The organism is Desulfobacter sp., assembly GCA_028768525.1.
Lineage (GTDB): Bacteria > Desulfobacterota > Desulfobacteria > Desulfobacterales > Desulfobacteraceae > Desulfobacter.
In genome coordinates, this window is sequence record CP054837.1 from 208,160 (window position 1) to 228,884 (window position 20,725).

Here is a 20,725-nt window from a genome sequence, read left to right on the forward strand (position 1 = left end):
GGTTTTCTTATGGATTTGGTTTGTATCCCCTGTCTGCATAGCCACCTATCTCCCCTGCCAGATAATCTTCAAGGTTTTCAAGGGCGCAGACAGAAAGATTTTTTTTATTTTGCGGTATCCGGGAGAGGGCCGGGTGAACGGCCCCTTCCGGTAACGGCCCTTCCCCGCCGGCGCCCAGGGCACGGGCAATGACTTGGGGGAATTTTGCCGGATGGGCCGTTGCCAGGCAGACCACGGGCAGGCCGGTCTTTTTCCTGGTCTCAAGGGCGCCCGCCAGGGCCACAGCCCCGTGGGGATCCAGCAGGTAGGGCCGTTTTGTGGAACCGGCAAAGGCCTTAATGGTGTCCAGGATCAGTTCATCGCCCACGGAAACAGCCTGAAACCCTTTGTTGACTTCGGCCCTGGTCCGGGCATCCAATTCAAATCCGCCGCTGTCCTCCAGGGCATCCATCAACAAATTGATTTTTCCGGTCTGCCGCCCCGTTGCAAAATAAAGGAACCGCCAGAAATTATAGGGAAGGACAATGTCGATGGCCGAGGCGCAGGTCGGGATCAGGGTGCCGGGCTGGAAAATTCCCTGGGTAAAGGCCCGAAAAAGGGTCTGGTTGGCATTGGCGGCACAGACAAATGTTTCAACGGGCAGTCCCATTTCCCTGGCCAGGTACCCTGCGAACAGGTTGCCGAAGGCGCCCGAAGGGACCGAAAACACACAGGGCTCGCCGATCTTCCATCTTTTTCCCCCGTCCTGCTGGCGGCTAACTTGGAAATAGGCATAAAAATAGTGTACGGACTGAACCATGACCCGGCACCAATTGATTGAATTGACACTGGAGAGATTCAGCCGGTGTTTCCTGTCGGGTTCACTGAACAGCCGTAGCACCACCCGGTCCAGGTCGTCGCCCCCGTCCGGGCAGCCGGTCACCCCGACAGGATGTATGTTTGCGGCCCGTATGCCTGTCATCTGCCCCTCCTGTTCCGGGGAAATCATCCCGATGGGAAACAGGGGCCAGCAGTTGATGGTGGAACGTCCGGCGGCTGCATGGACGGCAGCCGGGCCGGTGTCTCCGGTGGTGGCAAGCACCAGATTCAGCCGTTTATCCTCCCGGGCCAGCAGATAGTCCATGGTCCGGATCAGGAATCCCATGGCAATATCCTTAAAGGAAAGGGTCGGTCCGTGGAAGAGTTCCAGGATGTACATCTCTTTCTGACCTGGACATGGAACCACCGGAAGGATATCCGGGTGGCCGAACCCTTTAAAGCTTTCACGGATCAGCCGGTCCAGGTCGGGCGTGGGGATAATGGCCGGATCAATGAATTCGGAAAGGATGCGGCTGCACAATTGGATATAGTCCAGGTGCTGCATCTCTTCCAGATCTTCCCTGGAAAATTTCGGCAAGCGGTCGGGCACAAAAAGCCCGCCGTCCTGGGCAAACCCCTGGAGTACGGCTGAATCAAACCCCACAGGTGCTATTTTTCCCCGGGTGCTGGTAAACCGGATCGGGTGGTTGGCACTCATGGAATCCTCCTTTATTACTCGCCTCTTCGGAGACAGTTTTTATTGCCGGGGGCCGTGTTAACGGATTCAATTCAAGACCGCTTTCGGCCGCCCGCGGATTCTGGATACAGGCGCTAAATGACAGGCCGCCGCCGGTAAATCAGCAGGCCGGGCATGGCCAGCCCCAGGGCCAGGCCCACAATGATGAACATGGCCTTTAAAAAATTCTCCGCAATGGCACCGGCCAGTTCCTGGGTATAGCCCATGTGATTGATTTCCACAAGGGCGATCATGGCCTTGAAGGCATATACCCCGGGCACCATGGGAATCACGGCGGCAACGGTAAAAACCTTTGGATGGGCCAGGAAGCGGCGGGACCAGTATACCCCGATCATTCCCACCAGTGAGGCGGCAAACAATGTGGCCCATTCAATGGGGATACCGGATGCCATAAACAAAAAACGGCTGCCGTGCCCCAAGGCGCCGCCCAGTGCGCAATAGCCGAGTGCATTCCTGGGTACATTGAACACCAGTGCAAACCCCACCGCCGGCACGGCCGCAAAGGCCATATCGTTCAATAGGCCCATGGCAAAGGACATCGCTGAACTCATCATCCGACCCACCCCCTGACATTCATGAGCATCATGGCCCCGACAATTCCAAGGCTGGTGGCCAGGGTCAGCAGGCTGGCCATGACAAACCGTGCCACCCCCATATTGGTATAGCCTTTTAGCATATCCGCGGCAGCGTTGATCAGCGGAAACCCCGGCACCAGCATGAGCACCGATGAGGCCGTGGCGACAAAGGGCAGATTGCCCAGGTGACAGATCATGGCCTGGGAAGAAATAAGGGTGGTCACAAATGCAGTGGTTCCAAAGGTAAGCATGGGATTGAAATGACGGAATCCCATCTCCTGCCGCACCACCATTCCGGCGGCGGAGGCGATAAAAGTCACACCGAATACAAGCCAGTCCCCCCCGGCCAGGCGGCTGAAGGACGCACAGGAGAGCCCGATCATCACAACCACCAGCCACCGGTTATAGCGTTCAGGGGAGATGCTGTCCAATTTTTCCTGGGCCCCGGAATGGTCCAGCACCCCTTTCTCCATCAGGATACAGGTGCGCTGCACCTGGGTGACCACCCGCATGTTGATGCCCCGGTCGGCACAGCGCCGGGCCGTGGTAATGCAATGGCCGCCGGCCACGGTGGTCACCACCAGAGAACTGGCGGAGAGGGAGACCTCAACCTCATCCATGCCGGCCGCCTTCCCGATCCGGTTCATTATATTGCCCACCAGCGTACTTTCGGCCCCATGGGCCAGCAGCATCCGGCCAGCCTGGGCAATCAGCCTTGATACCGCTCTTTGTTCTGTTTCCACTCAATACCTCAATAAAATAAAGGAGAATCGTTATTCAACGGCAGGCAGCTATATCATTTTTAGTCGCGATTTTAAACCGGGAATTACTGCGAAAACAATTATGCGGCCTGTATTTACAACACAATACCGGAAATGCTATCCTTTTCAAAGATCCTACCAAGACCTGGAGGAGGTGGAACATGGCTGTTATATACTTAATACTCGTTGTTCCGGCAATTTTTTTCGGCCTTTACCTGGCCGCTTATATCCGCTATGAAATCAAAATTTACCGGTATTATCGTAAAAGCGGGTACGATTATTCCCCCTGCTGGTTCCGCATCTGGGTACGCCTTTCCACAGGAACGGCCGGGGCAGCGGATAAAAAAGATATAAACCCCTAAGGCATGAGGGAATCCAGGGCGCATCATGACCCATAAATTAAACGTGTTATTTCTGTGCACCGGCAACTCCTGCAGAAGCCAGATGGCCGAGGGATGGGCCAATGCACTCAAAAAAGACAAAATAAAGGCCTGGTCGGCAGGGATCGAAACCCACGGGCTCAACCCCAATGCGGTGAAGGTGATGGCCGAAGCAGGGATTGATATATCAGGACACACCTCAAAATTGGTCAGTGAACTGGATCACAGGGATTGGGATGTGGTGGTAACGGTCTGCGGCCATGCCAATGAGAACTGCCCCTATTTCCCCGGGCCGTGCAGGGTTATTCATGTGGGATTTGACGACCCGCCCAGGCTGGCCGAGGAATTGGCCCAAAAAGGCGAAAGTGAAGAAAGACAGATGGATTGCTACCGAAGCGTCCGGGATGAAATCCGGGCATTTGTCGAAAAAATGCCCCAGAATATTATCTGATCCACAGGCGGGGGAAACTGCCCCTTGGCCTGGAGAACCGGCGCCCCATCCAGAACATCCCATCGTCCAGGTGCAACTGAATTCCAAACAGAGGTTTACAATTCATAGATTTTCCTGTAAATACCCAATCCTTTGCGCTTTAAATCACTTACAGGAAAAAAATTATGTCACCCATATTCGGTATTGATTTCGGCACCTCAAACTCAGCCCTGTCCGTATGCATGGACGGCCAGGTAAAGATGCTTGACGTGGACCCGGGCAACCCTATTTCAAATTCCCTGAAATCCATCCTCTATTTTCTCAAGGAAGAGGGAAAAACAACCTCCTATGTGGGATATGAAGGGGTCACCCAGTATATCGACACCGAGGCCGAAGGCCGTTATATGCAGTCAATAAAGACCTTTCTTCCAGACACTGGCTTTGAAAAAACAGCCATTTACGGCCAGAACTACACCCTTGAAGAATTGATCAGTATTTTTCTCAAAATCATGAAAGAGCGTGGCGAAGCCCTTATCGGTAAAGCGGTTTCAGACCTGGTTCTGGGGCGGCCGGTCATTTTTTCCCAGGACAGGGAGCGGGAGACCCTTGCCGGGGAACGGCTGATCCGGGCGGCGAAACTGGCCGGATTTAAAAATATCACCTTTCAGATGGAACCCATTGCCGCGGCCTTTTCCTATGAGAACAGTCTTCCGGCCGGCAAAGAAGAGATCGTTCTGGTCGGGGATTTCGGTGCGGGGTCTTCGGACTTCACCATCCACCGGGCCGGCAATACGGGCAAAGGCAACCTTGAAGCGCGGGCCGGTGATATCCTTTCCGTGGGCGGCGTCTATGTGGGCGGCGACAGTTTTGATTCCCAGATCATGCGCAACCGGGTGGCGGATTACTATGGCAAGAATGTCCAGGTCAAATCCATGTTCAGCGACAATATGACCGGGCTTTCCCCCCTGGTCATCCGAAAACTCATGCAATGGCATCTCATCCCACAGCTGCGCAGGCCTGTCACCCTGGACAATATTAAGGAGCTAAAAGTGGGGGCGGGCCTGAGGGACAAAAAGCTGCTGACCAACCTTGAAACCCTTATCCATTCCAATTACGGATATATTCTGTTCCGGGCCATTGAAAAGACTAAGTGCCTGCTATCCGGACAGGACCAGGCGCCATTGGTTTTCAAGGACTACGGCATGGCCATAGAGGATCTGCTTTCACGCAGTGATTTTGAAGAGATGATTATTAATGAAGTGGAAGAGATCCGCACCTGCATCGACGATACCCTGGCAGGAGCCGGCCTAGCCCCCGAAGAGGTGGATGTGGTGTTCCTCACCGGCGGCTCCTCGCATATTCCGTTGATCCGGTCCATTTTTTCAGAAAAAATCGGGGCAGACAAAATCCGCACCGGGGATGCCTTCACCAGTGTGGCCTACGGACTGGGGCTGTATGGAAAACAGCTTTTAAATTAATATCTTGCGGCACCGATTAAAGCAGACCGGCCAGGTGATTTAAGGCCGTTCAGCCCCTTAACTTTTTCCAGCGATACCTGAAGGTGTGGTGGTTCATATTCAAAAGCTTTGCTGCCCGGCTTTCGTTTCCCCCGGCCTGCTCCACCGCCAGGGCCATGTAACGGCGCTCTATCCCGTTAAGGATATCCCCCAGGTGAACCCCCTCTTCCGGTATTGTAACCGGCTTTACCTCTTCGGGCCGTGAGTTCGGCGGCCGGGCCGGGGATCGGGGCCCCAAGCCCAGGTCGTCCACAGAGACCAGGGCGGTTTTTGCCACGAGTACGCTGCGCTCAATGATATTTTTCAGCTCCCGGACATTGCCGGTGAATGTATGGGAGAGCAGAACGCCCACGGCTTCATCGGAAAACCCCTTTAAGTCCTTCCTGAATTTAGTGTTAAATTCATGGAGGAAATGCTTGGCCAGCGGAAGGATATCGTCGGGCCGCTGGTTCAGCGAAGGGATGTCCGCATGCACCACGCAGAGGCGGAAAAAGAGGTCTTTCCTGAATTTTTCAGTTTCCACAAGGGCTTGAATATCCTTATTGGTGGCTGATACGACCCGGGTCTGCACCTGCAGTTTCCGGGTGCCGCCCACCTTGTAGAATTCGCTGCTTTCAAGGAACCGAAGCAGCTTGGCCTGCCCGGCCGCGCTCAGATCCGCCACCTCGTCAAGGAAAAGTGTGCCCTGGTCAGCCTCTTCTATAAATCCCCGTTTGCCCTGGGGCCGGGCCCCTGAAAAGGCGCCGGGTTCATAGCCGAAGAGTTCGGATTCGATCAGGTCCTCGGGAAAGGCCGAACAGTTCACCGCCACAAAGGGGCCCTGGAATACCGGGCTTCTGGCATGGATGGCCTTGGCAATAAGCTCCTTGCCCGTCCCCGTTTCCCCGAGAATCATGATGGGGGTATCCGGGCTCTGGGCCACCATGTCGATGAAATCCATCACATTTTCAATATTTTTGCTCTCTCCGATGAAACAGGGCTCGTTGGCCTTGAGAAATTTTTCCTGCAGAAGATGGACTTCTTTGGTCAAGGCAATGGAGGCCACTGCCTTCTGAATGGTCAGCTCCATGATATCCGGGTTAATGGGCTTGATGATAAAATCAAAGGCCCCGCCTTTCATGGACTGGATGACCATGGAAATATCTTCGTAGGCCGTTATCATGACCACCGGGATGCCGGGGTGGGTTCCTTTGATCCGGGCCATGGCCTCAATCCCGTTCATCCGGGGCAGGCCGATATCCATGAGCACCAGGTCCGGCGGCTCCCTGTCCAGGGACTCAATGAATGTTTCGGCATCTTCAAAGAGCTGGACCGCATACTCATGGGAGAGGACCATCTCCAGAGAATCACGGATACTTTCCTCATCATCGACAATGGCAACGGTATATTCAATCATGACTGGCGCTGTTCTTCCGGAGCGTTAACGGGCAGTTTAATGATAAATTCGGCGCCAAGATCCTCTTCGGCGTGGAATTTGAGTGACCCGCCGTGGTCCAGGATTATCCTGTGGCAGATGGAGAGGCCGATGCCCGAACTATTTGCCTTTGTGGTGTAAAAGGGGTCAAAAATTTTTGACTGGTGGGCGTAGGGAATGCCGGGGCCCGTGTCTTTCACCCGGATAAAAATCGCCCCCTTGGCCTTGCACTGCCCTGTTGACAATTCAATGCGCTTCTCCCCGTCATGGGCCTTCATGGCCTCGGCCGCATTGGTGACCAGGTTGAGAATCACCTGCTCGATGAGGTGGGGCTCGGCCCAGCACTTGGGCAGGTCCGGATCCAGTTTTTTCTCCAGTTTAATATGGCTCTTTCTCAGGGATACAGCCGTCAGTTTGGTGACCTCGTCGATGTAGGTGTTCAGATCCGCCATTACGAATTTCGGCCGGGTGGGCTTTGAAAAATCCATCACCCGCTGAATAATGGACTCAATCTTATTGGAGGCCGATTCAATTTTTTCGATGATGGACAATACCCTGGTGATATCCCCCATATGGTTGTAAATCTGCTTGAGTGCCTTCAGGTAGATGTAAATGCCGGACAGGGGATTGCGGATCTCATGGGCAATGCCCGCAGTGACCCTTCCCAGGGAAGTCATCTTGTCCTGGATCCTTAAAAAAGTCTGGACCTTTTTTGAATCCGTGATGTCCATAATATTGGTCAGTACCGAAGGTTCGCCCAGATAGTCTATCCTGCATGCGGATACCAGTGCCCATCTCAGGCCCGCGTTTTTTTTGCCGTCCACCATGGGATGGTATTGGAAATCCGTTTCGATGTGGTCGATCCGTCCCTCGGCCAGGTCGAGGTATTTTTTCTGGATCCGTTTCCGGTCTTCTTCGTAAACATGGGGAAACTCCGGCGGGCTGAATGCCTGGTCGATGAGCCGGTGAACCTTTCTTCTGCCGTGGCTCCGGTAAACGATGGTATCGTTCTGGATGATGGATATATGGTTCAGCGAATTTTCAATGAGCATCTGGAACCGGGCCCGGCTCCTTTCCCTGGCCCTTTCCGCCGTCAACCGTTTTTCCTCAAGGTCCATGCGGTAGAGCCCCAGGGCAATATCGTCGGCCACCTCTTTTATGACGGCTTTTTCCATACTATCCATGGCCAGGCGTCGGGGGATGGAAAGCACCATGAATCCGTAGATCCGGGTCTCGTGGGCCAGGGCCACGGCAATGGCGCCCCTGTCTGCATAATTTTCGGCAAGGATACATCCGGCACATTCAGCCACCGGGTCTTCGGCGGTAAATACGCCTCCGTTTTCCATTACCGCATCAATACACCGGAAAGATTCTTGCTGCTCAAGCCGCTGCCTCATCCCATGGAATCCGCCGTCAAATCCGGAATCAACGATCCGTGTGATTTTTTTGTCCGTATCCAGCAGCCCGATCCAGGCGTTGTAATATCCCCGTTTATCAACCAGGATATCACAGATGCCCTTGATGAGCCGCTCCTGGTCGTTCTCCTTGGCCAGCAGCCGACCCACCTCCCTGATGGCGTTAAACACCAGGTTGAGCCGTTCTATTTTCTCAATGCGTATCTCGTTTTCCACGCGAACCCCATCTGTCTTACGACAATGGGCAACCCTGGTCATCAAAGGTTTGCCCACCATAAATCATGAAAAAAACCTATCCGTCAGATAAGCTCTTTCACAAAAATTTTCCCCTTTGAATATGTTTTTTTCAGGTTAAATTCAAGAAAAAAAAGGATGGGTGCCTGCCCCGGCCCAAGCACCGGGCCGGGGGCAGGCTATTTTTTGCATGATCTAGGACATGGGATAGCCGGTCTTAGGCAGGCGCACGCTAAAGCAAGTGCCCTTATTCACCTGTGACGCCACCTTTATCCGGCCGTGGTGGCCGTCAACAATGCGCTTGACAATGGCCAGGCCAAGCCCTGTACCGTTGATAAACCTGGTTTTTTCATTTTTTACCCTGAAAAATTTTTCCCAGATCTGGTCCAGGGACTCCTCGGGGATACCGAAACCGTTGTCTTCCACATGGAGCCGGGCCCAGTTGTCGTCCTGGTCGGCCCGCACTTCCACCCGGCCCCCTTGGGGGGTATAGCGGATGGCATTGGAAATAAGGTTGGACAGCACCTCCCCCATGTTGTTGCGGTTGGCCACCACCTGGATGTCGGCATCCCCCGGCTTTAAAACAAGCTCGATTTCTTTTTCCTCGGCCTGGGCCTGGTAAAGGGCCACATGTTCCTCCATCAGGGGCACCAGATTCATGGCCTCCCGATCCTGGTTGATCAGGCCGGATTCGATTTTGGACAGATCCAGCAGTTCGGTTGCCAGTTCTGTCAGCGAGGTAATTTTCAGAGACGAGCGTTCCAGGATCTCCTTTTGTTTTTCCGTTACGCTGCCGGCCAGGCCGTCCAGCACCACCTTCAGCTGCATGAGTATGGAATTCAACGGGCTTTTAATCTCATGGGCCACCATGGAAACAAAATCCGATTTGAGCTGGTCCTCCTGGCGAAGGGCCGTAATGTCGTGGAATACCGTCACCGTGCCGAGGCTCCGGTTGAGCCGGTCCCTGAAGGGAATGCACCGGATCCCGATGATGATCTCTTCCCCGCCCACGGTGACGGTGATTTCCCCGGTCAACTCGGCATAGGCGTCTTCGGGCTGGGAAACGGCCTTGTCTATCATTTCCAGAATCACCGGTTCCTTAACCACCTTGGACACTTCGCTGCCGATGACCCTGGGCTTGGCACACCCCATAAGCCTCAGAAACGCCGGGTTGGCCAGGGCGATTCTTTTCTGGTGGTCCGTGGTCAGCACCCCGTCTCTGAGGGTGTTGATCATCACCCGCATCCTGGACTTTTCCGTGGCAATGTCCTGGAGGGTCTGGATGAATTCAATGGCCTTGGTGATGATAACCCGAAGCTGGCTGGGGGAAAAGGGCTTGGATAAAAAATCAAAGGCGCCCTTTTTCATGGTCTCTATGGAATGCTCCAGGGTGGCATACCCGGTGATAACGATGACCACGGTGTCCGGATGGTTGGCCTTGATATCGGCCAGCACATCAAGTCCCGACAGTCCGGGCATCATCAGATCCAGGAGCACGATATCAAAATGGGACTGTTTAAGCATATCCAGCCCTATTCCGCCGTTGTCCGCGGTTTCCACCCGGCAGCCTTCATCCGAAAGCATGCGGCTGCAGGCGTCCCTGATCCGTTTTTCATCATCCACCACCAGCACCCTGGGATGGAACCGGACATCATCAATCATCTGTTTGAGGGAGGCGGGTGCGCCGCTTGAACTATCTGTATTCCTGGAAATATCCTGCATATGGTTCATCTCTATTGGAAAAGGTTATCCTTAATTTATTTTATCCTAGTTATGCTGCATTGGTTACGCTACATTATCTGCTCTTCATTGACCCCGGGAGGCGGGCAGAAGGCCATGCCACCCTCCTTGGGCAGGTACAGGGGCAGTTCAATGATGAAGGTGGTGCCCTTGGCCCCTGTTTTTTTCACACTGATCCTGCCCGCGTGCTCTTCAATAATACCGTATACGATACTCAACCCCAACCCGGTGCTTTTGCCCACCTCCTTGGTGGTAAAAAAGGGATCAAAAATCTTGGACAGGTTCTGATGGGGGATCCCCTTTCCCGTGTCCTTAATTTCCAGGAATACTTTTTTTATGGTTTTATCCCGGTAGGTGTACAGGCTGATGGTCCCTTCTTCTTCAATGGCATCGGCCGCATTCATGACCATGTTGATAATGACCTGGTTCATTTTATTCAGGTCCGCATTGACCAGCATCATATCTTCGGAGAGGTATTTTTTAATCCTGATATTCTGGAACCTTTTCTGGTCCCGAATCAATTTCATGCTTTTTTCGACGATATCGTTGACCTGGACGATATTTTTGGTGGAATCCATCCCCCGGGAATAGACCAGAAGGCTTTTAACGATATTCCTGCATCGCTGGGCATCCTCCACAATATATCCCAGGTCTTCCTTGGCGCTCTCGTCCAGATCCTGGCGCTCCATGAGCAGACTGGCATAAAACAGAATCCCGGTGAGGGGATTGTTGACCTCATGGGCCACCCCTGCAGCCAATTGGCCCAGGGAAGCCATTTTTTCCGACTGGGCCAGCTGCTTCTGGGTTATCTTCAACTCCTGCTCCACCTTGATTTTATCCTTAAGGTCGTTGTAGATGGCCATGGTGGCGGATTCGTTGCCCTTGTCATCGTAAATAATGGCCGCGGACATCTCCACCTCGATCTCTTCGCCCTCGGCATTGATGATCGCGGTACGGGGGATAATAAGCTTTCCCCGCCCCCCGATTTTTTCATCCCTGAGCATCTTCATGATTTCCTTGGCCCGGCCAGGGGGATAGAGCTGCTCCACATGTTTAATTTTCCCTGAATCGCCGTTGAAATCCCCGAACAATTTCTTTGCCACGGAATTCATTAATTCGATTTTCCCCTGGCGGTCCGCCGCGACGATGGCCGAGGCCGAGGAATAGATCACCCGGCTGATGAATTCTTTGACCCCGATGAGTTCGTTTTCCAGGGATTTGGTCCGGGTCACGTCCCGGATGGAGGAAATCACATAGGCCACCTCACCGTCATCATCGAAAATAGGGGAAAACACCCGGTCCTCCCACTTATACTGTCTCCGTACCGTATAGGAATGGACTTTTTTATCCCGGATAACCCGTGAGATGGGACAGTCTTCTGACTCGCAGGGGGTGTCTTTATACAAAAAAGAGTGAAAGCACTTTTTGCCCACAATATCGTCCAGGGTAATGCGGTAGGTATCGAGAAACTTCCGGTTGGCACCGACAACGCTCCTTGAGGGGTCGATCACCACGGACGGATAGGAAAGGGAGTCGAAAATACGGGCCTGCCAGAAGCGTTCACCGGTTTTTGGGTCATCTGAAAATTCCGGTGTCGGGTTCATGGGGTATCAAATCCTGTTTTCAGGGCGGTCACAGCGGCCTCTCCGAGGCCGGCCTCAAAGACCAGGGTGATTGAGGCGCCGGTACATCCCGCCAGGAGAAATGGGATACCGGCATTATCCAGGCAGCCGGCAGCCGCATTGAATATCCCGTACCGGTCCCCGAAATGGGGGCCGTGGAAATAAACCATATCCGCATTTGCCAACCAGCTGCCGTCATCGCCCGTCCCGGTTTTAAAACCGGTTTCTTCATGGACTTGCTCTTGATCGGCCACCAGGTAGAGGGTGACCGATTTCTCCGGGGCATGGCCAAAGGCGGTTGCGAAATAAAATTTTTTATTTAAGGCGGAAATTTCCTCTCCGGCCTGTCCGAGCCGGTCTATGGAGCAGCGCCGTCCGCTAATTGCAAGCCCCTGTTTGAGGTCAAGCCCATAGGTCTTGATCTTATTTTCCCGGAAATAGGCCCGGGTCTCCTGGTAGCGCTTTTTCACAAATGCGGCGGTTTCTTCATGGAACCCGGGTTCGTAGGGGGTGTGGGTGGGGGGGAGATCAAAGGCCTGCTCAAGCCGGTCAAGCACCTGGCTCTTGTCATATTGGGCGATGACGAAAGAAATCATGGCGTTGGAGGATACCATATGGAAAAAATCAAGATTGGAATCACCGAAAAGGGAGAGCAGAGACCCCAATATGTGTGAACTGGATCCGTGGGGGTATACGGAGACCATGCACACGGGCACATGGTCAGGTAAGGAATCGTCTTCGGTGCAGCATGAAAGGGTGTGGCCGAGGACGTTGGATTCCACGCCCAGGCAGGGCAGGTTTATCCCCTTGCCTGCGAGGTTCCGGTAAAGCGGCGCTTCCGGTGGGGAAACCGCCGGATCCGGTGTTTGATTCAGATGAAACATCCGGTGGCCCACCCGGATGCCGTTGATTCGAATAGCACTCATGGATAAACACGCACCCCGGACCTCATAGCTGATGGGTTGTAAAGGATGTGCGGCAGCCGGTTGATGGGTAAACCGTTTCCCGGCTGCCGCAGGTTTATTTCAGGTATTCAGCCCTGTGGCGAGTGGTCTTTTATTTGCAGTGGTCGTCAACGATTTCCATCAACGCGTCCAGGTCGATGGGTTTGGGCACGTAGTCGTCCGCCAGCGTGGTTTTGCCGTCGTGATGGGTATATGAAGTGGTTTTCACTGAATCGGCCACCGCCGTCAGCAATACCACGACAATTTCCTTGAGCCCGTCGTCGTTCTTGATCTCTTCACAGACTTCCCAGCCGTTTTTACGGGGCATCATGACATCCAGAATCACCAGGGCCGGCTTTTCCGCCGCGATTTTTTCCATGGCTTCCACGCCGTCATAGGCCTTTTCTACCTTGTAGGATTTGGCTTCCAGTTTCATGGATACCGCTTCTACCAGATCCGGATCATCATCAACAACTAAAACCAGTTTGTTTTCACTCATAGGAAAATCTCCTTGTTCTTGGGCGTTCTTCCTGTTAATGGGCCAGCGATGGAACTACACGCTTTCCTTATACCTCAGGCCGTGGATATAATCCAGCCCCTTCTACCAATTCGTGTACCCGTTCTTCCCATTCAATGGCCATGATGTGGAAACCGGCGACGCCCTTGACTTCCTTGAGGCGCTCCATCTGCTCGATGGCCATTTTAATGCCTTCTTCGGGCTGCTGTTCCTTGGACACCCCTTCGAGCCGTTTGATGACTTCGTCGGGTACATCCATCCCAGGTACCTTGTTTTTCATATAACGGGCCATGCCCAGGGATTTCATGGGGGTGATGCCTGCCAGAATATGAACTTTTTCGTGGAGGCCGCGGTCGCAGACACCTTCCATCCATTTTTCGAATTTATCCATGTTGAATATACACTGGGTCTGGATAAAATCAACACCTGCGGCAACTTTTTTGGCCAGGCGGGCCACCCGCAGCTCAAAGGGATCGGCAAAGGGGTTGGCTGCCGCGCCGATGAACATCTTGGGGGGATTTTTGATGTCGGCGCCGCCCTGGAATTTGCTTTCGTCCCGCATGTCCTTTACCATCTTAAGCATATTCACCGAGTCGATATCGTAAACCGGTTTGGCCATGGGATGGTCGCCGAACTTGGGATGATCGCCGGAGAGGCAGAGCATGGTGTTGATGCCCAGGGCATATGCGCCGATGATATCCGCCTGCATGGCCAGACGGTTTCTGTCCCTGGATACCATCTGGATGATGGGATCCAGCCCCATCTGCTTGATGATGACGCCGCCGGCGATGGAGGACATTCTGACCATGGCGGTCTGGTTGTCCGTAATATTGATGCCGTCCACATAATCCTTGATCATGTTGGCTTTTTCTTTAACGATTTCAACTCCGCAACCCCTGGGAGGACCCACTTCAGAGGTTACTGCGATGTGGCCTGCGGCCAGTACTTTTTCCAGTCTGCTTTCAGTTTTCATTATGCCAAGTCCTCCCTGATAATTTTTCTGGGTCCGCCGCCGCCGGCCGGCCGCCAGTCTTTTGCCGCATTGAGTTCTTCATACCGATCCTGGATGCCCAGTTCCACAAGGCGCTCCCAGATCAGGCGCCATGCACAGTCCACGTCCGGGCTGATTTCGCATTGCCCGTTGGAGGTGCCGCCGCAGGGGCCGTTGAGCAGGCTCTTGGAACACCGGGCCACCGGACAGATGCCGCCGGTGATGCCCAGCATGCAGTCGCCGCAGCCCTGGCAGCGTTCCGCCCAGATGCCCTGGCTTTCAGACGCGCCCATGAACTTGGTGTTCACGGCCGGGAATACAGGCACTTTGTAGCGGGCGGCAACGGTCTGAACCCCGCAGCCGCAGGCCATGGATACGATGGCCTGGACATCCTTGATCTCGGCGGCCAGTTCTTCAACATATTCGGGATCGCACTGGCGTTCCAGGGTCAGTTCCCTGATATCGATGGTTTTGCCCTGTTTCAGGCTGTTGAGGTGAAGGGCGGAAGCCAGCAGGCCGACTTCTTTTCTGCCGCCGGCAGCACATACGGTGACGCACTCGTTGCAGCCGACCAGAAGAATTTTATCATAGGGCGCAATGTACTGGATAATTTCCTGTAACGGTTTTTGTTCTGCTGTTATCATCTTAATAATTCTCCAAAATTATGTTTACACGGCCTTGCTTGCTGTCAGCTTAGCAGGATTGGGGCCCAGTTCTTTAATTTTTTCCGTAAATTCACGGGCAGTCTTTGCAAAATGTTCGCCCATGCCGGCGGACATGTTGAGCATGGCCACCCGATCGGTTTCCCAGCCCAGATCTTCCAGGAACTTTTGTACCCGTTGGACCCTGGCTTTGGCCCGGAGGTTGCCGTTTTTGAAATGGCAGTCCCCTTCGAGGCAGCCTGCAACATATACGCCGTCGGCGCCTTTTTCAAGGGCTTTCATCAAATGGATGGCATCCACCTTGCCAGTGCAGGGCACCCGGATGATCTTCACGTTGGACGGATAGGAGATCCGTTTGCTGCCGGCCATGTCAGCTGCCGTATAGGCGCAGTAATGACAGCAGAATGCCACAATTTCCGGTTCAAAGTTTTCCATTAGTTATACCTCTCAAATAAACCATCTAATTTTGCCAGAATCTGGTCGTCTTCATAGGCCGACAGCTGGATGGCCTTGGCCGGGCATTCGGCGACACAGACGCCGCAGCCGTGGCACTTGGCCGGATCGATCTCGGAGTACCGGTCGGCATTGATAAAGGGAACGTCAAAGGGACAGGCCCGAACACAGATCAGGCAGGTGGCGCACTTTTTGGGATCGACCTTGGCCACTGCCGCACCCAGGTTGATTTCCTTTTTGGCCAGCATGGTCCGTGCGCGGCCGGCGACGGCCAGGGCCTGGGTCACGCTTTCCCGGATGATCTTTGGAGAATGGGCGGTGCCGGCAATAAAAAAGCCGCGCAGGGCCATATCCACGGGGCGGAGTTTTACATGATCTTCCTGGAAGTAACCGTCTTCGGTTCTGGGCAGATGGAAGGTAATCGCCAGATCTTCGGTGGTCTCGTCGTCGGCAATGAGACCGGTGCTGAGCACCACGCAGTCTGCTTCAATTTCCACATCGGCACCCAGGATAAAATCATGGGTGAGGACAGTTGTCTTCCCCTCTTCTTCTTTGACAACGGGTTTGTTTTCAACGGCGAACCTGAGAAATTTAACCCCTTTGTCCCGGGCTTCCCTGTAATAATCTTCCTGGAAACCGTAGGTCCTGATATCCCGGTAAAGCACAAAGATTTCCATTTCCGGGTTAATCTCTTTGAGCCGCAGCGCATTCTTCATGGCAGCCTGGCAGCAGATCCGCGAACAATTGGGATTGTTCCCTTCCCTGGAGCCCACGCACTGGATCATGACCACCTGGTTCATGGCGCGGATCTTATCGTGATCATTCTCAAGAATACCGTCCAGGTCCAGCTGGGTCATGACAGAGTCAATGCTTCCCAGTCCGTATTCAGCCGGCCGGTTGGGCAGTGCGCCGGTGGCCAGGATCGTCACCCCGTGGTCAATTTGCATATAGTTCATGCGCAGACCGGTCTGGATACCGGTCTTAAACCGCCCCGGCATGCCTTCGTGGTCAACGATAATGGACCGGGTCATTACCCGGATATTCTCATGGGCATTTACCTTGTCAACCAGATCCTGGACAAATGCGCCCACATCTTCTCCCTCAATGGTCCTGGAAACATTCAGTGCCAGTCCGCCCAGGGCCGGGCCACGTTCGATGATATAGGTGAAGATTCCCTGGTCTGCCATCTTCAATGCAGAGGTCATACCGGTGACGCCGCCGCCCACCACAAGGGCGTTCTGACTCATGGGCAGGGTGTTGTCCGTCAGGGGCTTGGCCTGTCTGACACCGGCAATGCCGATCTGCATCAGTTTGAAGGCCTTGTCCAATGCTTCCTTGGGCTCGGTGATGTGGGCCCAGGTGTTCTGGTCCCTGAGGTTGACGATTTCCACCAGGTAGCGGTTGAGTCCGGCCCGGCGCAATAGATCCTGGAATTTGGTTTCATGGGTTCTCGGGGAACAGCCGCCGATGACCACACGGTTGAGCTTGTGGCTCTGTATCATCGCTTCGATATCTGCCATGGATTCAGCGGAGCATCCGTAGCCCACAGCCTTGGCCACCACCACATCGGGAGTGCTATTGGCATGGTCGATAATCTGCTGCACGTCGATGACGCCGCCGATCTCAAAGCCGCAGTCGCATACGAAGACCCCGATTCTGGTATCTTCGCCGGCAATGTCACGTTCCGGCGGGAATTCAAATTCATCCACATCGTCGGCACCGTGGCCCTGGACCACTGCACCTGCCATGGAAGCAGCAGCACTGGCCTGCACCATGGTTTCGGGGATATCTTTGGGGCTTTCATAAACGCCGCAGACGAAAACGCCCTCTTTTGAGGTTTTTACCGGGTTGAAACTGTCGGTATCTGCAAAGTTATGGACATTGAGGTCGATACCCAGTTTTCCTGCCAGTTCAACTGTTTTTTCAGACGGCCTGAAACCGGTTGACAGCACTACCATGTCGAATTCTTCCACCTCCTGGGCAGAGGTCTCTTCCATGGCATATGAGATGGACAGATTTTTGTTGGGCAGCTCGACGATGGTATGGGGACGCGAACGGACCATGCGGACCCCGTAATCTTCCCGGGCCCTGTTGTAATATTGTTCATAATCCTTGCCGTGGGTCCGCATATCCATGAAAAAGATGGTGGTCTCAATATCCTCACCAAACCGTTCCTTGGTCACCATGGCTTCTTTCAGGGCATACATGCAGCAGACACCTGAACAATAGGGGACATCAGCCCTGTTGATCCCTCTGGATCCCACACATTGGATCCAGGCCACCTTCTTTGGCCGTTTCTGATCGGATTTCCTCAACAGGCTCCCCTGGAAGGGGCCTGAGGCGGACATGATCCGTTCGTATTCAAGACCGGTCACCACGTTGTCGAATTTTCCCCCGCCGAAATTATCCAGCACCTCGGGGTTGAAGAGTTCAGCACCGACGCTGAGGACAACGGAGCCCACGGTAACATCACAGGTTTCCTCCTTGTCGTCGGCGACGATGGCGTCGGCCTTGCACACGGATTTCAGGGCCTCAACATCCTCGATTTTATCCATATCAATGGAAAAAGCATAGGGCGTCGCCTGGGGATACCGCATGCAGGTCGGGGCCCTGGGATCCAGTCCCGGGGTAAAACGCACCGCTTCGGGGAATTTTTTAAGGCATTCGCCGCAGCCTGTACATTTGTCGATGTCAATGTAACGGGGCGCTGTTTTAAGGGTGGCCGTAAAATTGCCGGCTTCTCCGGACAACCCGTCCAGAACGGTCATGGGGCTGACCTGGAGGAATTGTTCCCTGGCAGAAGCAGACAAATAGGGGGAGACTGTACACAAATCGCAGTTATTGGTGGGGAAGGTGCGGTCCAGCTGGGTCATCAAGCCGCCGATGGCATAATCCGAGTCGATGAGCAGCACCTCTTTACGGGATTCGGCCAGATCAAGGGCCGCCCTGATGCCGCCGACACCGCCGCCGATGACGAGCACGCGTTTTTTGCCTGACGTTTTATCGTCCTGTTTAATCTTTTGCATGTGTTACCTTAACGTTTATCTGGTTTTAGCCGATTTTACCCGCGGGTATCCATTTGCCGGCACACCCTTACAAGCTGATGCACAGACAGAGAGGATGGTAACGGATGTATTATTCCCTAAAGACCTGCGCTGTCCAGAATGGCCGGCAGTCTGTCTTCCCAGCCCAGTGCGGAAATCTTCACACCCTGGGACAGGGATTTGAGAGACTGGATCATCTCACCGGCAATGGCAACGCATTCGGCTTCACGGTCTGAAGCCTGCCGGATCCGGCGGATGAGGTCCTCGGATAGGCGGGAGTTGGGGTCGTTAATCGAGATATACCGGGCCATGCCCACGTTTTTCAATAGAAAGACGCAGGGAATCACCGGCACGTTGAGAGAAGAAAAGCCTTCAATGATTTTTGCATAGAAGGCTGTATCGAACACTGGAGGAAGCATTATGAAACCGGCGCCGGCTTCCACTTTCTTCCGGACGGCTTGGACTTCGGCTTCAATGGCAGTTTCATCGGCAATGGGCCCGGCCATACAGCCGGCAGCGAGGGCAGGCACCCCCTTGAGATCGAAGCCGGCCATATCCTTGCCCTGGGCAAGGGTGCCGATCATGGAGATCAGGCCGATTTCGTCAACATCGTCGACCACTTTGGCCTCAGGATGGTCGCCGTAGGCCATTTCCTCTCCGCGAACCACGAGAAAATTGTGGATACCCAGAACATGGGCGGCAAGAAGATCGCCCTGGAGAGCCATACGGTTGCGGTCCCTGCCGTAAACGTGGATCATGGGGTCAATGCCCTGTTGCTTCATGAGGGAGCCGCAGGCCAACGCACTCATCTGCATGACACCGGTATCCATATCTGGGATGATAACGGCGTCTATTCTTGATTTAAGGTGGGTGGCGTGGGTGATCAGGCTTGATATATCGATCCCTTTGGGAGGATTCATTTCAGCCAAAACAGCAAAATCCCCGGAGGCAAGTTTTTCTTGAAAACTCATATTCAATATCCCTTTTTATCATTTGCTGCTCGGGTCTGGCATCGAGCAGCCAATTTCAGCACCAAGACGTGCCGCACAACTGCCATTTACCAAAATCTTTATGTACAACTAGATATAGCATATAGCAGATAATATGCCACATGTAAAATGAATACTTATTCAGCAAATAACAGACTGTTTTCTTTGAAAAAAACAGATATCAGGACAAAACTTTATACGGTTTTTTTTGAAAATTCTAATTTAATTTTTTGAAAAATTCTAATTTTTGAAATTTTCCAAAGAAACCATTAAATCAGGTTCACAAAATATCCTGCATTTAATACGAGATGTCAATATGGAATCTTTTAATCTAAACAACCCCCAGATCCCTTGCGAACCGCCCTTTGACGATGCAGGCCCCGCTTCGGCACAGGGAAGCTTTGACTTTAGAGGCTTTGACTTTATTTGTTTCTCTCTCCTCCTGTGCTTTGGGGTCCAACCCAGGCAGCAGCCGGCCCAGCCAGATTGTTGCCGCTAAAAAAGCCAGCCCCCCGGCACAATTGGCATAGGGCATCCAGGGCCCGTCGCTGCCGGCCAGCAGCAGCCCCGCCACCCACACCAGCGCCGGTATCAGGAGTTGTATTTTCTTTATTTTTGAATTTGCCGCGGCCTCAGTTCTTCCACTCAATTGCTGCATTGTTCATCTCCTGTTGAATTAAAAATACACGTTTGTTGAAAAAACTAAACATCGTCTCCAAAAAAAATTACCGGTATTCCCGGCAGCTCCAGATCACCCGGCCCAGCACCCGCACCTTATCCGTGGAATGCACATCCAGACGGATGGGGGCAAAATCCTTGTTGTCACTGCAGAGTACCAATGCATCGGGGTGTTTTTCCAGGCGTTTGACCATGATGGTGTCATCCACCCCGACGGCGTAAATCGCCCCGGCCATGATTCTCACTTGGGACTGGTCAATGAGTACTGTATCGCCTTCCCGGATCAGGGGTTCCATGCTCCGGCCGAACACCTCCATGGCTACCATGGCGGCGGCAGACCCCTTTCGGGAAAGCCATGAATGTGGAAAAGAAAGATATTCCGACACATCCTGTCCGCATTCAAAGGATCCGGTACCGGCGGAAAGCCGCGCCGCAACCTTGGGAATTCTGCGGAATTCGCCTCCGGCCCCGTTTGCCGGCCCGCCCTGGTTTTGAAACACGGGGCCTTTACCGGTTTCCACCCATTCCGGATTCATCCTGAACCGCCGGTACAGCTTGATAATCCAATTGTCCGGGATATGGTTTTTTTTCCGGGCGTGGGTGATGCCGGAACGGTTGATCCCAAGTTCCCGTGCCAACTCGGACTGGGATGAAATTCCCGTGGCCGCCATGAGCCGGGTAAGCAGTATGTCGACTTTATTTTCCATCATCATCTCCTTGATGTATATCTTTTTCACATTTGTTTATTTAATGCAACAAGTTTTTTTTCTTTTTTTCAGGCATACTTCGTGCTACCTTTCCTGG

At 53.5% G+C, this 20,725-nt stretch carries 19 protein-coding genes; 3 read left to right on the top strand and 16 right to left on the bottom strand.

Annotated elements, in window-relative coordinates; translation table 11 throughout:
* Nucleotides 1–7 precede the first annotated feature (7 nt).
* The 3 genes from thrC to HUN04_00915 form a co-directional block, all read right to left on the bottom strand.
* Nucleotides 8–1,516 (bottom strand): threonine synthase, encoded by a 1,509-nt coding sequence (gene thrC, locus HUN04_00905; GenBank protein ID WDP88380.1) that lies wholly within the window; start codon nucleotides 1,514–1,516, stop codon nucleotides 8–10.
* Nucleotides 1,517–1,629: 113 nt separating this feature from the next.
* Entirely contained in the window at nucleotides 1,630–2,094 is a 465-nt protein-coding gene (locus tag HUN04_00910) for a threonine/serine exporter family protein (GenBank protein WDP93113.1), read from the bottom strand.
* 11 nt (nucleotides 2,095–2,105) lie between these two features.
* Nucleotides 2,106–2,873, bottom strand: coding sequence for a threonine/serine exporter family protein (locus tag HUN04_00915; protein ID WDP88381.1), 768 nt, complete (start codon nucleotides 2,871–2,873; stop codon nucleotides 2,106–2,108).
* A 179-nt stretch (nucleotides 2,874–3,052) separates the two neighbouring features.
* On the opposite strand from HUN04_00915, the gene HUN04_00920 reads away from it, so the two are divergent.
* The 3 genes from HUN04_00920 (at nucleotide 3,053) to HUN04_00930 (ending at nucleotide 5,179) form a co-directional block, all read left to right on the top strand.
* Nucleotides 3,053–3,253: a hypothetical protein gene (locus tag HUN04_00920; protein WDP88382.1), complete on the top strand. Its 201-nt coding sequence runs from the start codon at nucleotides 3,053–3,055 to the stop codon at nucleotides 3,251–3,253.
* 25 nt (nucleotides 3,254–3,278) lie between these two features.
* The gene (locus HUN04_00925; GenBank protein ID WDP88383.1) at nucleotides 3,279–3,722 is read left to right on the top strand and encodes an arsenate reductase ArsC; all 444 of its coding nucleotides are present in this window, start codon (nucleotides 3,279–3,281) and stop codon (nucleotides 3,720–3,722) included.
* Between the two features lie 164 nt (nucleotides 3,723–3,886).
* The gene (locus tag HUN04_00930) at nucleotides 3,887–5,179 is read left to right on the top strand and encodes an Hsp70 family protein (protein ID WDP88384.1); all 1,293 of its coding nucleotides are present in this window, start codon (nucleotides 3,887–3,889) and stop codon (nucleotides 5,177–5,179) included.
* Nucleotides 5,180–5,228: 49 nt separating this feature from the next.
* On the opposite strand, the gene HUN04_00935 is transcribed toward HUN04_00930, so the two are convergent.
* From HUN04_00935 to HUN04_00995, 13 genes are all read right to left on the bottom strand, one after another.
* Nucleotides 5,229–6,614, bottom strand: coding sequence for a sigma-54-dependent Fis family transcriptional regulator (locus HUN04_00935; GenBank protein ID WDP88385.1), 1,386 nt, complete (start codon nucleotides 6,612–6,614; stop codon nucleotides 5,229–5,231).
* Nucleotides 6,611–8,263, bottom strand: a complete 1,653-nt coding sequence (locus HUN04_00940) for a GAF domain-containing protein (GenBank protein WDP88386.1) — start codon at nucleotides 8,261–8,263, stop codon at nucleotides 6,611–6,613. The genes HUN04_00935 and HUN04_00940 overlap by 4 nt, the downstream gene beginning before the upstream one ends.
* Nucleotides 8,264–8,476: 213 nt before the next feature.
* Nucleotides 8,477–10,003 carry a response regulator gene (locus HUN04_00945; GenBank protein WDP88387.1) on the bottom strand — a complete coding sequence of 509 codons (1,527 nt, stop codon included), beginning with the start codon at nucleotides 10,001–10,003 and terminating at the stop codon, nucleotides 8,477–8,479.
* A 68-nt stretch (nucleotides 10,004–10,071) separates the two neighbouring features.
* On the bottom strand, nucleotides 10,072–11,625 hold the full coding sequence (locus HUN04_00950) for a PAS domain S-box protein (protein ID WDP88388.1): 1,554 nt from the start codon (nucleotides 11,623–11,625) through the stop codon (nucleotides 10,072–10,074).
* On the bottom strand, nucleotides 11,622–12,569 hold the full coding sequence (locus tag HUN04_00955; protein ID WDP88389.1) for a hypothetical protein: 948 nt from the start codon (nucleotides 12,567–12,569) through the stop codon (nucleotides 11,622–11,624). The genes HUN04_00950 and HUN04_00955 overlap by 4 nt, the downstream gene beginning before the upstream one ends.
* Before the next feature lie 130 nt (nucleotides 12,570–12,699).
* Entirely contained in the window at nucleotides 12,700–13,086 is a 387-nt protein-coding gene (locus HUN04_00960; GenBank protein ID WDP88390.1) for a response regulator, read from the bottom strand.
* Between the two features lie 67 nt (nucleotides 13,087–13,153).
* Nucleotides 13,154–14,077: a methylenetetrahydrofolate reductase gene (locus tag HUN04_00965; protein ID WDP88391.1), complete on the bottom strand. Its 924-nt coding sequence runs from the start codon at nucleotides 14,075–14,077 to the stop codon at nucleotides 13,154–13,156.
* A complete protein-coding gene (locus HUN04_00970) occupies nucleotides 14,077–14,739 on the bottom strand; it encodes a methylenetetrahydrofolate reductase C-terminal domain-containing protein (protein ID WDP88392.1) in 663 nt (220 codons plus the stop codon). Before HUN04_00970 ends, HUN04_00965 begins: the two co-directional genes overlap by 1 nt.
* 24 nt (nucleotides 14,740–14,763) lie before the next feature.
* On the bottom strand, nucleotides 14,764–15,192 hold the full coding sequence (locus HUN04_00975) for a hydrogenase iron-sulfur subunit (GenBank protein WDP88393.1): 429 nt from the start codon (nucleotides 15,190–15,192) through the stop codon (nucleotides 14,764–14,766).
* Nucleotides 15,192–18,236 (bottom strand): CoB--CoM heterodisulfide reductase iron-sulfur subunit A family protein, encoded by a 3,045-nt coding sequence (locus HUN04_00980; GenBank protein WDP88394.1) that lies wholly within the window; start codon nucleotides 18,234–18,236, stop codon nucleotides 15,192–15,194. The genes HUN04_00975 and HUN04_00980 overlap by 1 nt, the downstream gene beginning before the upstream one ends.
* Before the next feature lie 116 nt (nucleotides 18,237–18,352).
* On the bottom strand, nucleotides 18,353–19,225 hold the full coding sequence (locus HUN04_00985; GenBank protein ID WDP88395.1) for a methylenetetrahydrofolate reductase: 873 nt from the start codon (nucleotides 19,223–19,225) through the stop codon (nucleotides 18,353–18,355).
* Between the two features lie 349 nt (nucleotides 19,226–19,574).
* Nucleotides 19,575–19,901, bottom strand: a complete 327-nt coding sequence (locus HUN04_00990; GenBank protein ID WDP88396.1) for a hypothetical protein — start codon at nucleotides 19,899–19,901, stop codon at nucleotides 19,575–19,577.
* 67 nt (nucleotides 19,902–19,968) lie between these two features.
* Nucleotides 19,969–20,631: a helix-turn-helix transcriptional regulator gene (locus HUN04_00995; protein WDP93114.1), complete on the bottom strand. Its 663-nt coding sequence runs from the start codon at nucleotides 20,629–20,631 to the stop codon at nucleotides 19,969–19,971.
* Nucleotides 20,632–20,725 lie beyond the last annotated feature (94 nt).

Bases quoted from the DNA above. Each gene is read 5' to 3' on its own strand.
- HUN04_00955 (WDP88389.1), bottom strand. From the start codon at position 12,569: ATGAGTGCTATTCGAATCAACGGCATCCGGGTGGGCCACCGGATGTTT.
- thrC (WDP88380.1), bottom strand. From the start codon at position 1,516: ATGAGTGCCAACCACCCGATCCGGTTTACCAGCACCCGGGGAAAAATA.
- HUN04_00970 (WDP88392.1), bottom strand. From the start codon at position 14,739: ATGATAACAGCAGAACAAAAACCGTTACAGGAAATTATCCAGTACATT.
- HUN04_00980 (WDP88394.1), bottom strand. From the start codon at position 18,236: ATGCAAAAGATTAAACAGGACGATAAAACGTCAGGCAAAAAACGCGTG.
- HUN04_00930 (WDP88384.1), top strand. From the start codon at position 3,887: ATGTCACCCATATTCGGTATTGATTTCGGCACCTCAAACTCAGCCCTG.
- HUN04_00935 (WDP88385.1), bottom strand. From the start codon at position 6,614: ATGATTGAATATACCGTTGCCATTGTCGATGATGAGGAAAGTATCCGT.
- HUN04_00985 (WDP88395.1), bottom strand. From the start codon at position 19,225: ATGAGTTTTCAAGAAAAACTTGCCTCCGGGGATTTTGCTGTTTTGGCT.
- HUN04_00975 (WDP88393.1), bottom strand. From the start codon at position 15,192: ATGGAAAACTTTGAACCGGAAATTGTGGCATTCTGCTGTCATTACTGC.
- HUN04_00945 (WDP88387.1), bottom strand. From the start codon at position 10,003: ATGCAGGATATTTCCAGGAATACAGATAGTTCAAGCGGCGCACCCGCC.
- HUN04_00920 (WDP88382.1), top strand. From the start codon at position 3,053: ATGGCTGTTATATACTTAATACTCGTTGTTCCGGCAATTTTTTTCGGC.
- HUN04_00995 (WDP93114.1), bottom strand. From the start codon at position 20,631: ATGATGGAAAATAAAGTCGACATACTGCTTACCCGGCTCATGGCGGCC.
- HUN04_00950 (WDP88388.1), bottom strand. From the start codon at position 11,625: ATGAACCCGACACCGGAATTTTCAGATGACCCAAAAACCGGTGAACGC.
- HUN04_00910 (WDP93113.1), bottom strand. From the start codon at position 2,094: ATGTCCTTTGCCATGGGCCTATTGAACGATATGGCCTTTGCGGCCGTG.
- HUN04_00960 (WDP88390.1), bottom strand. From the start codon at position 13,086: ATGAGTGAAAACAAACTGGTTTTAGTTGTTGATGATGATCCGGATCTG.
- HUN04_00925 (WDP88383.1), top strand. From the start codon at position 3,279: ATGACCCATAAATTAAACGTGTTATTTCTGTGCACCGGCAACTCCTGC.
- HUN04_00990 (WDP88396.1), bottom strand. From the start codon at position 19,901: ATGCAGCAATTGAGTGGAAGAACTGAGGCCGCGGCAAATTCAAAAATA.
- HUN04_00965 (WDP88391.1), bottom strand. From the start codon at position 14,077: ATGAAAACTGAAAGCAGACTGGAAAAAGTACTGGCCGCAGGCCACATC.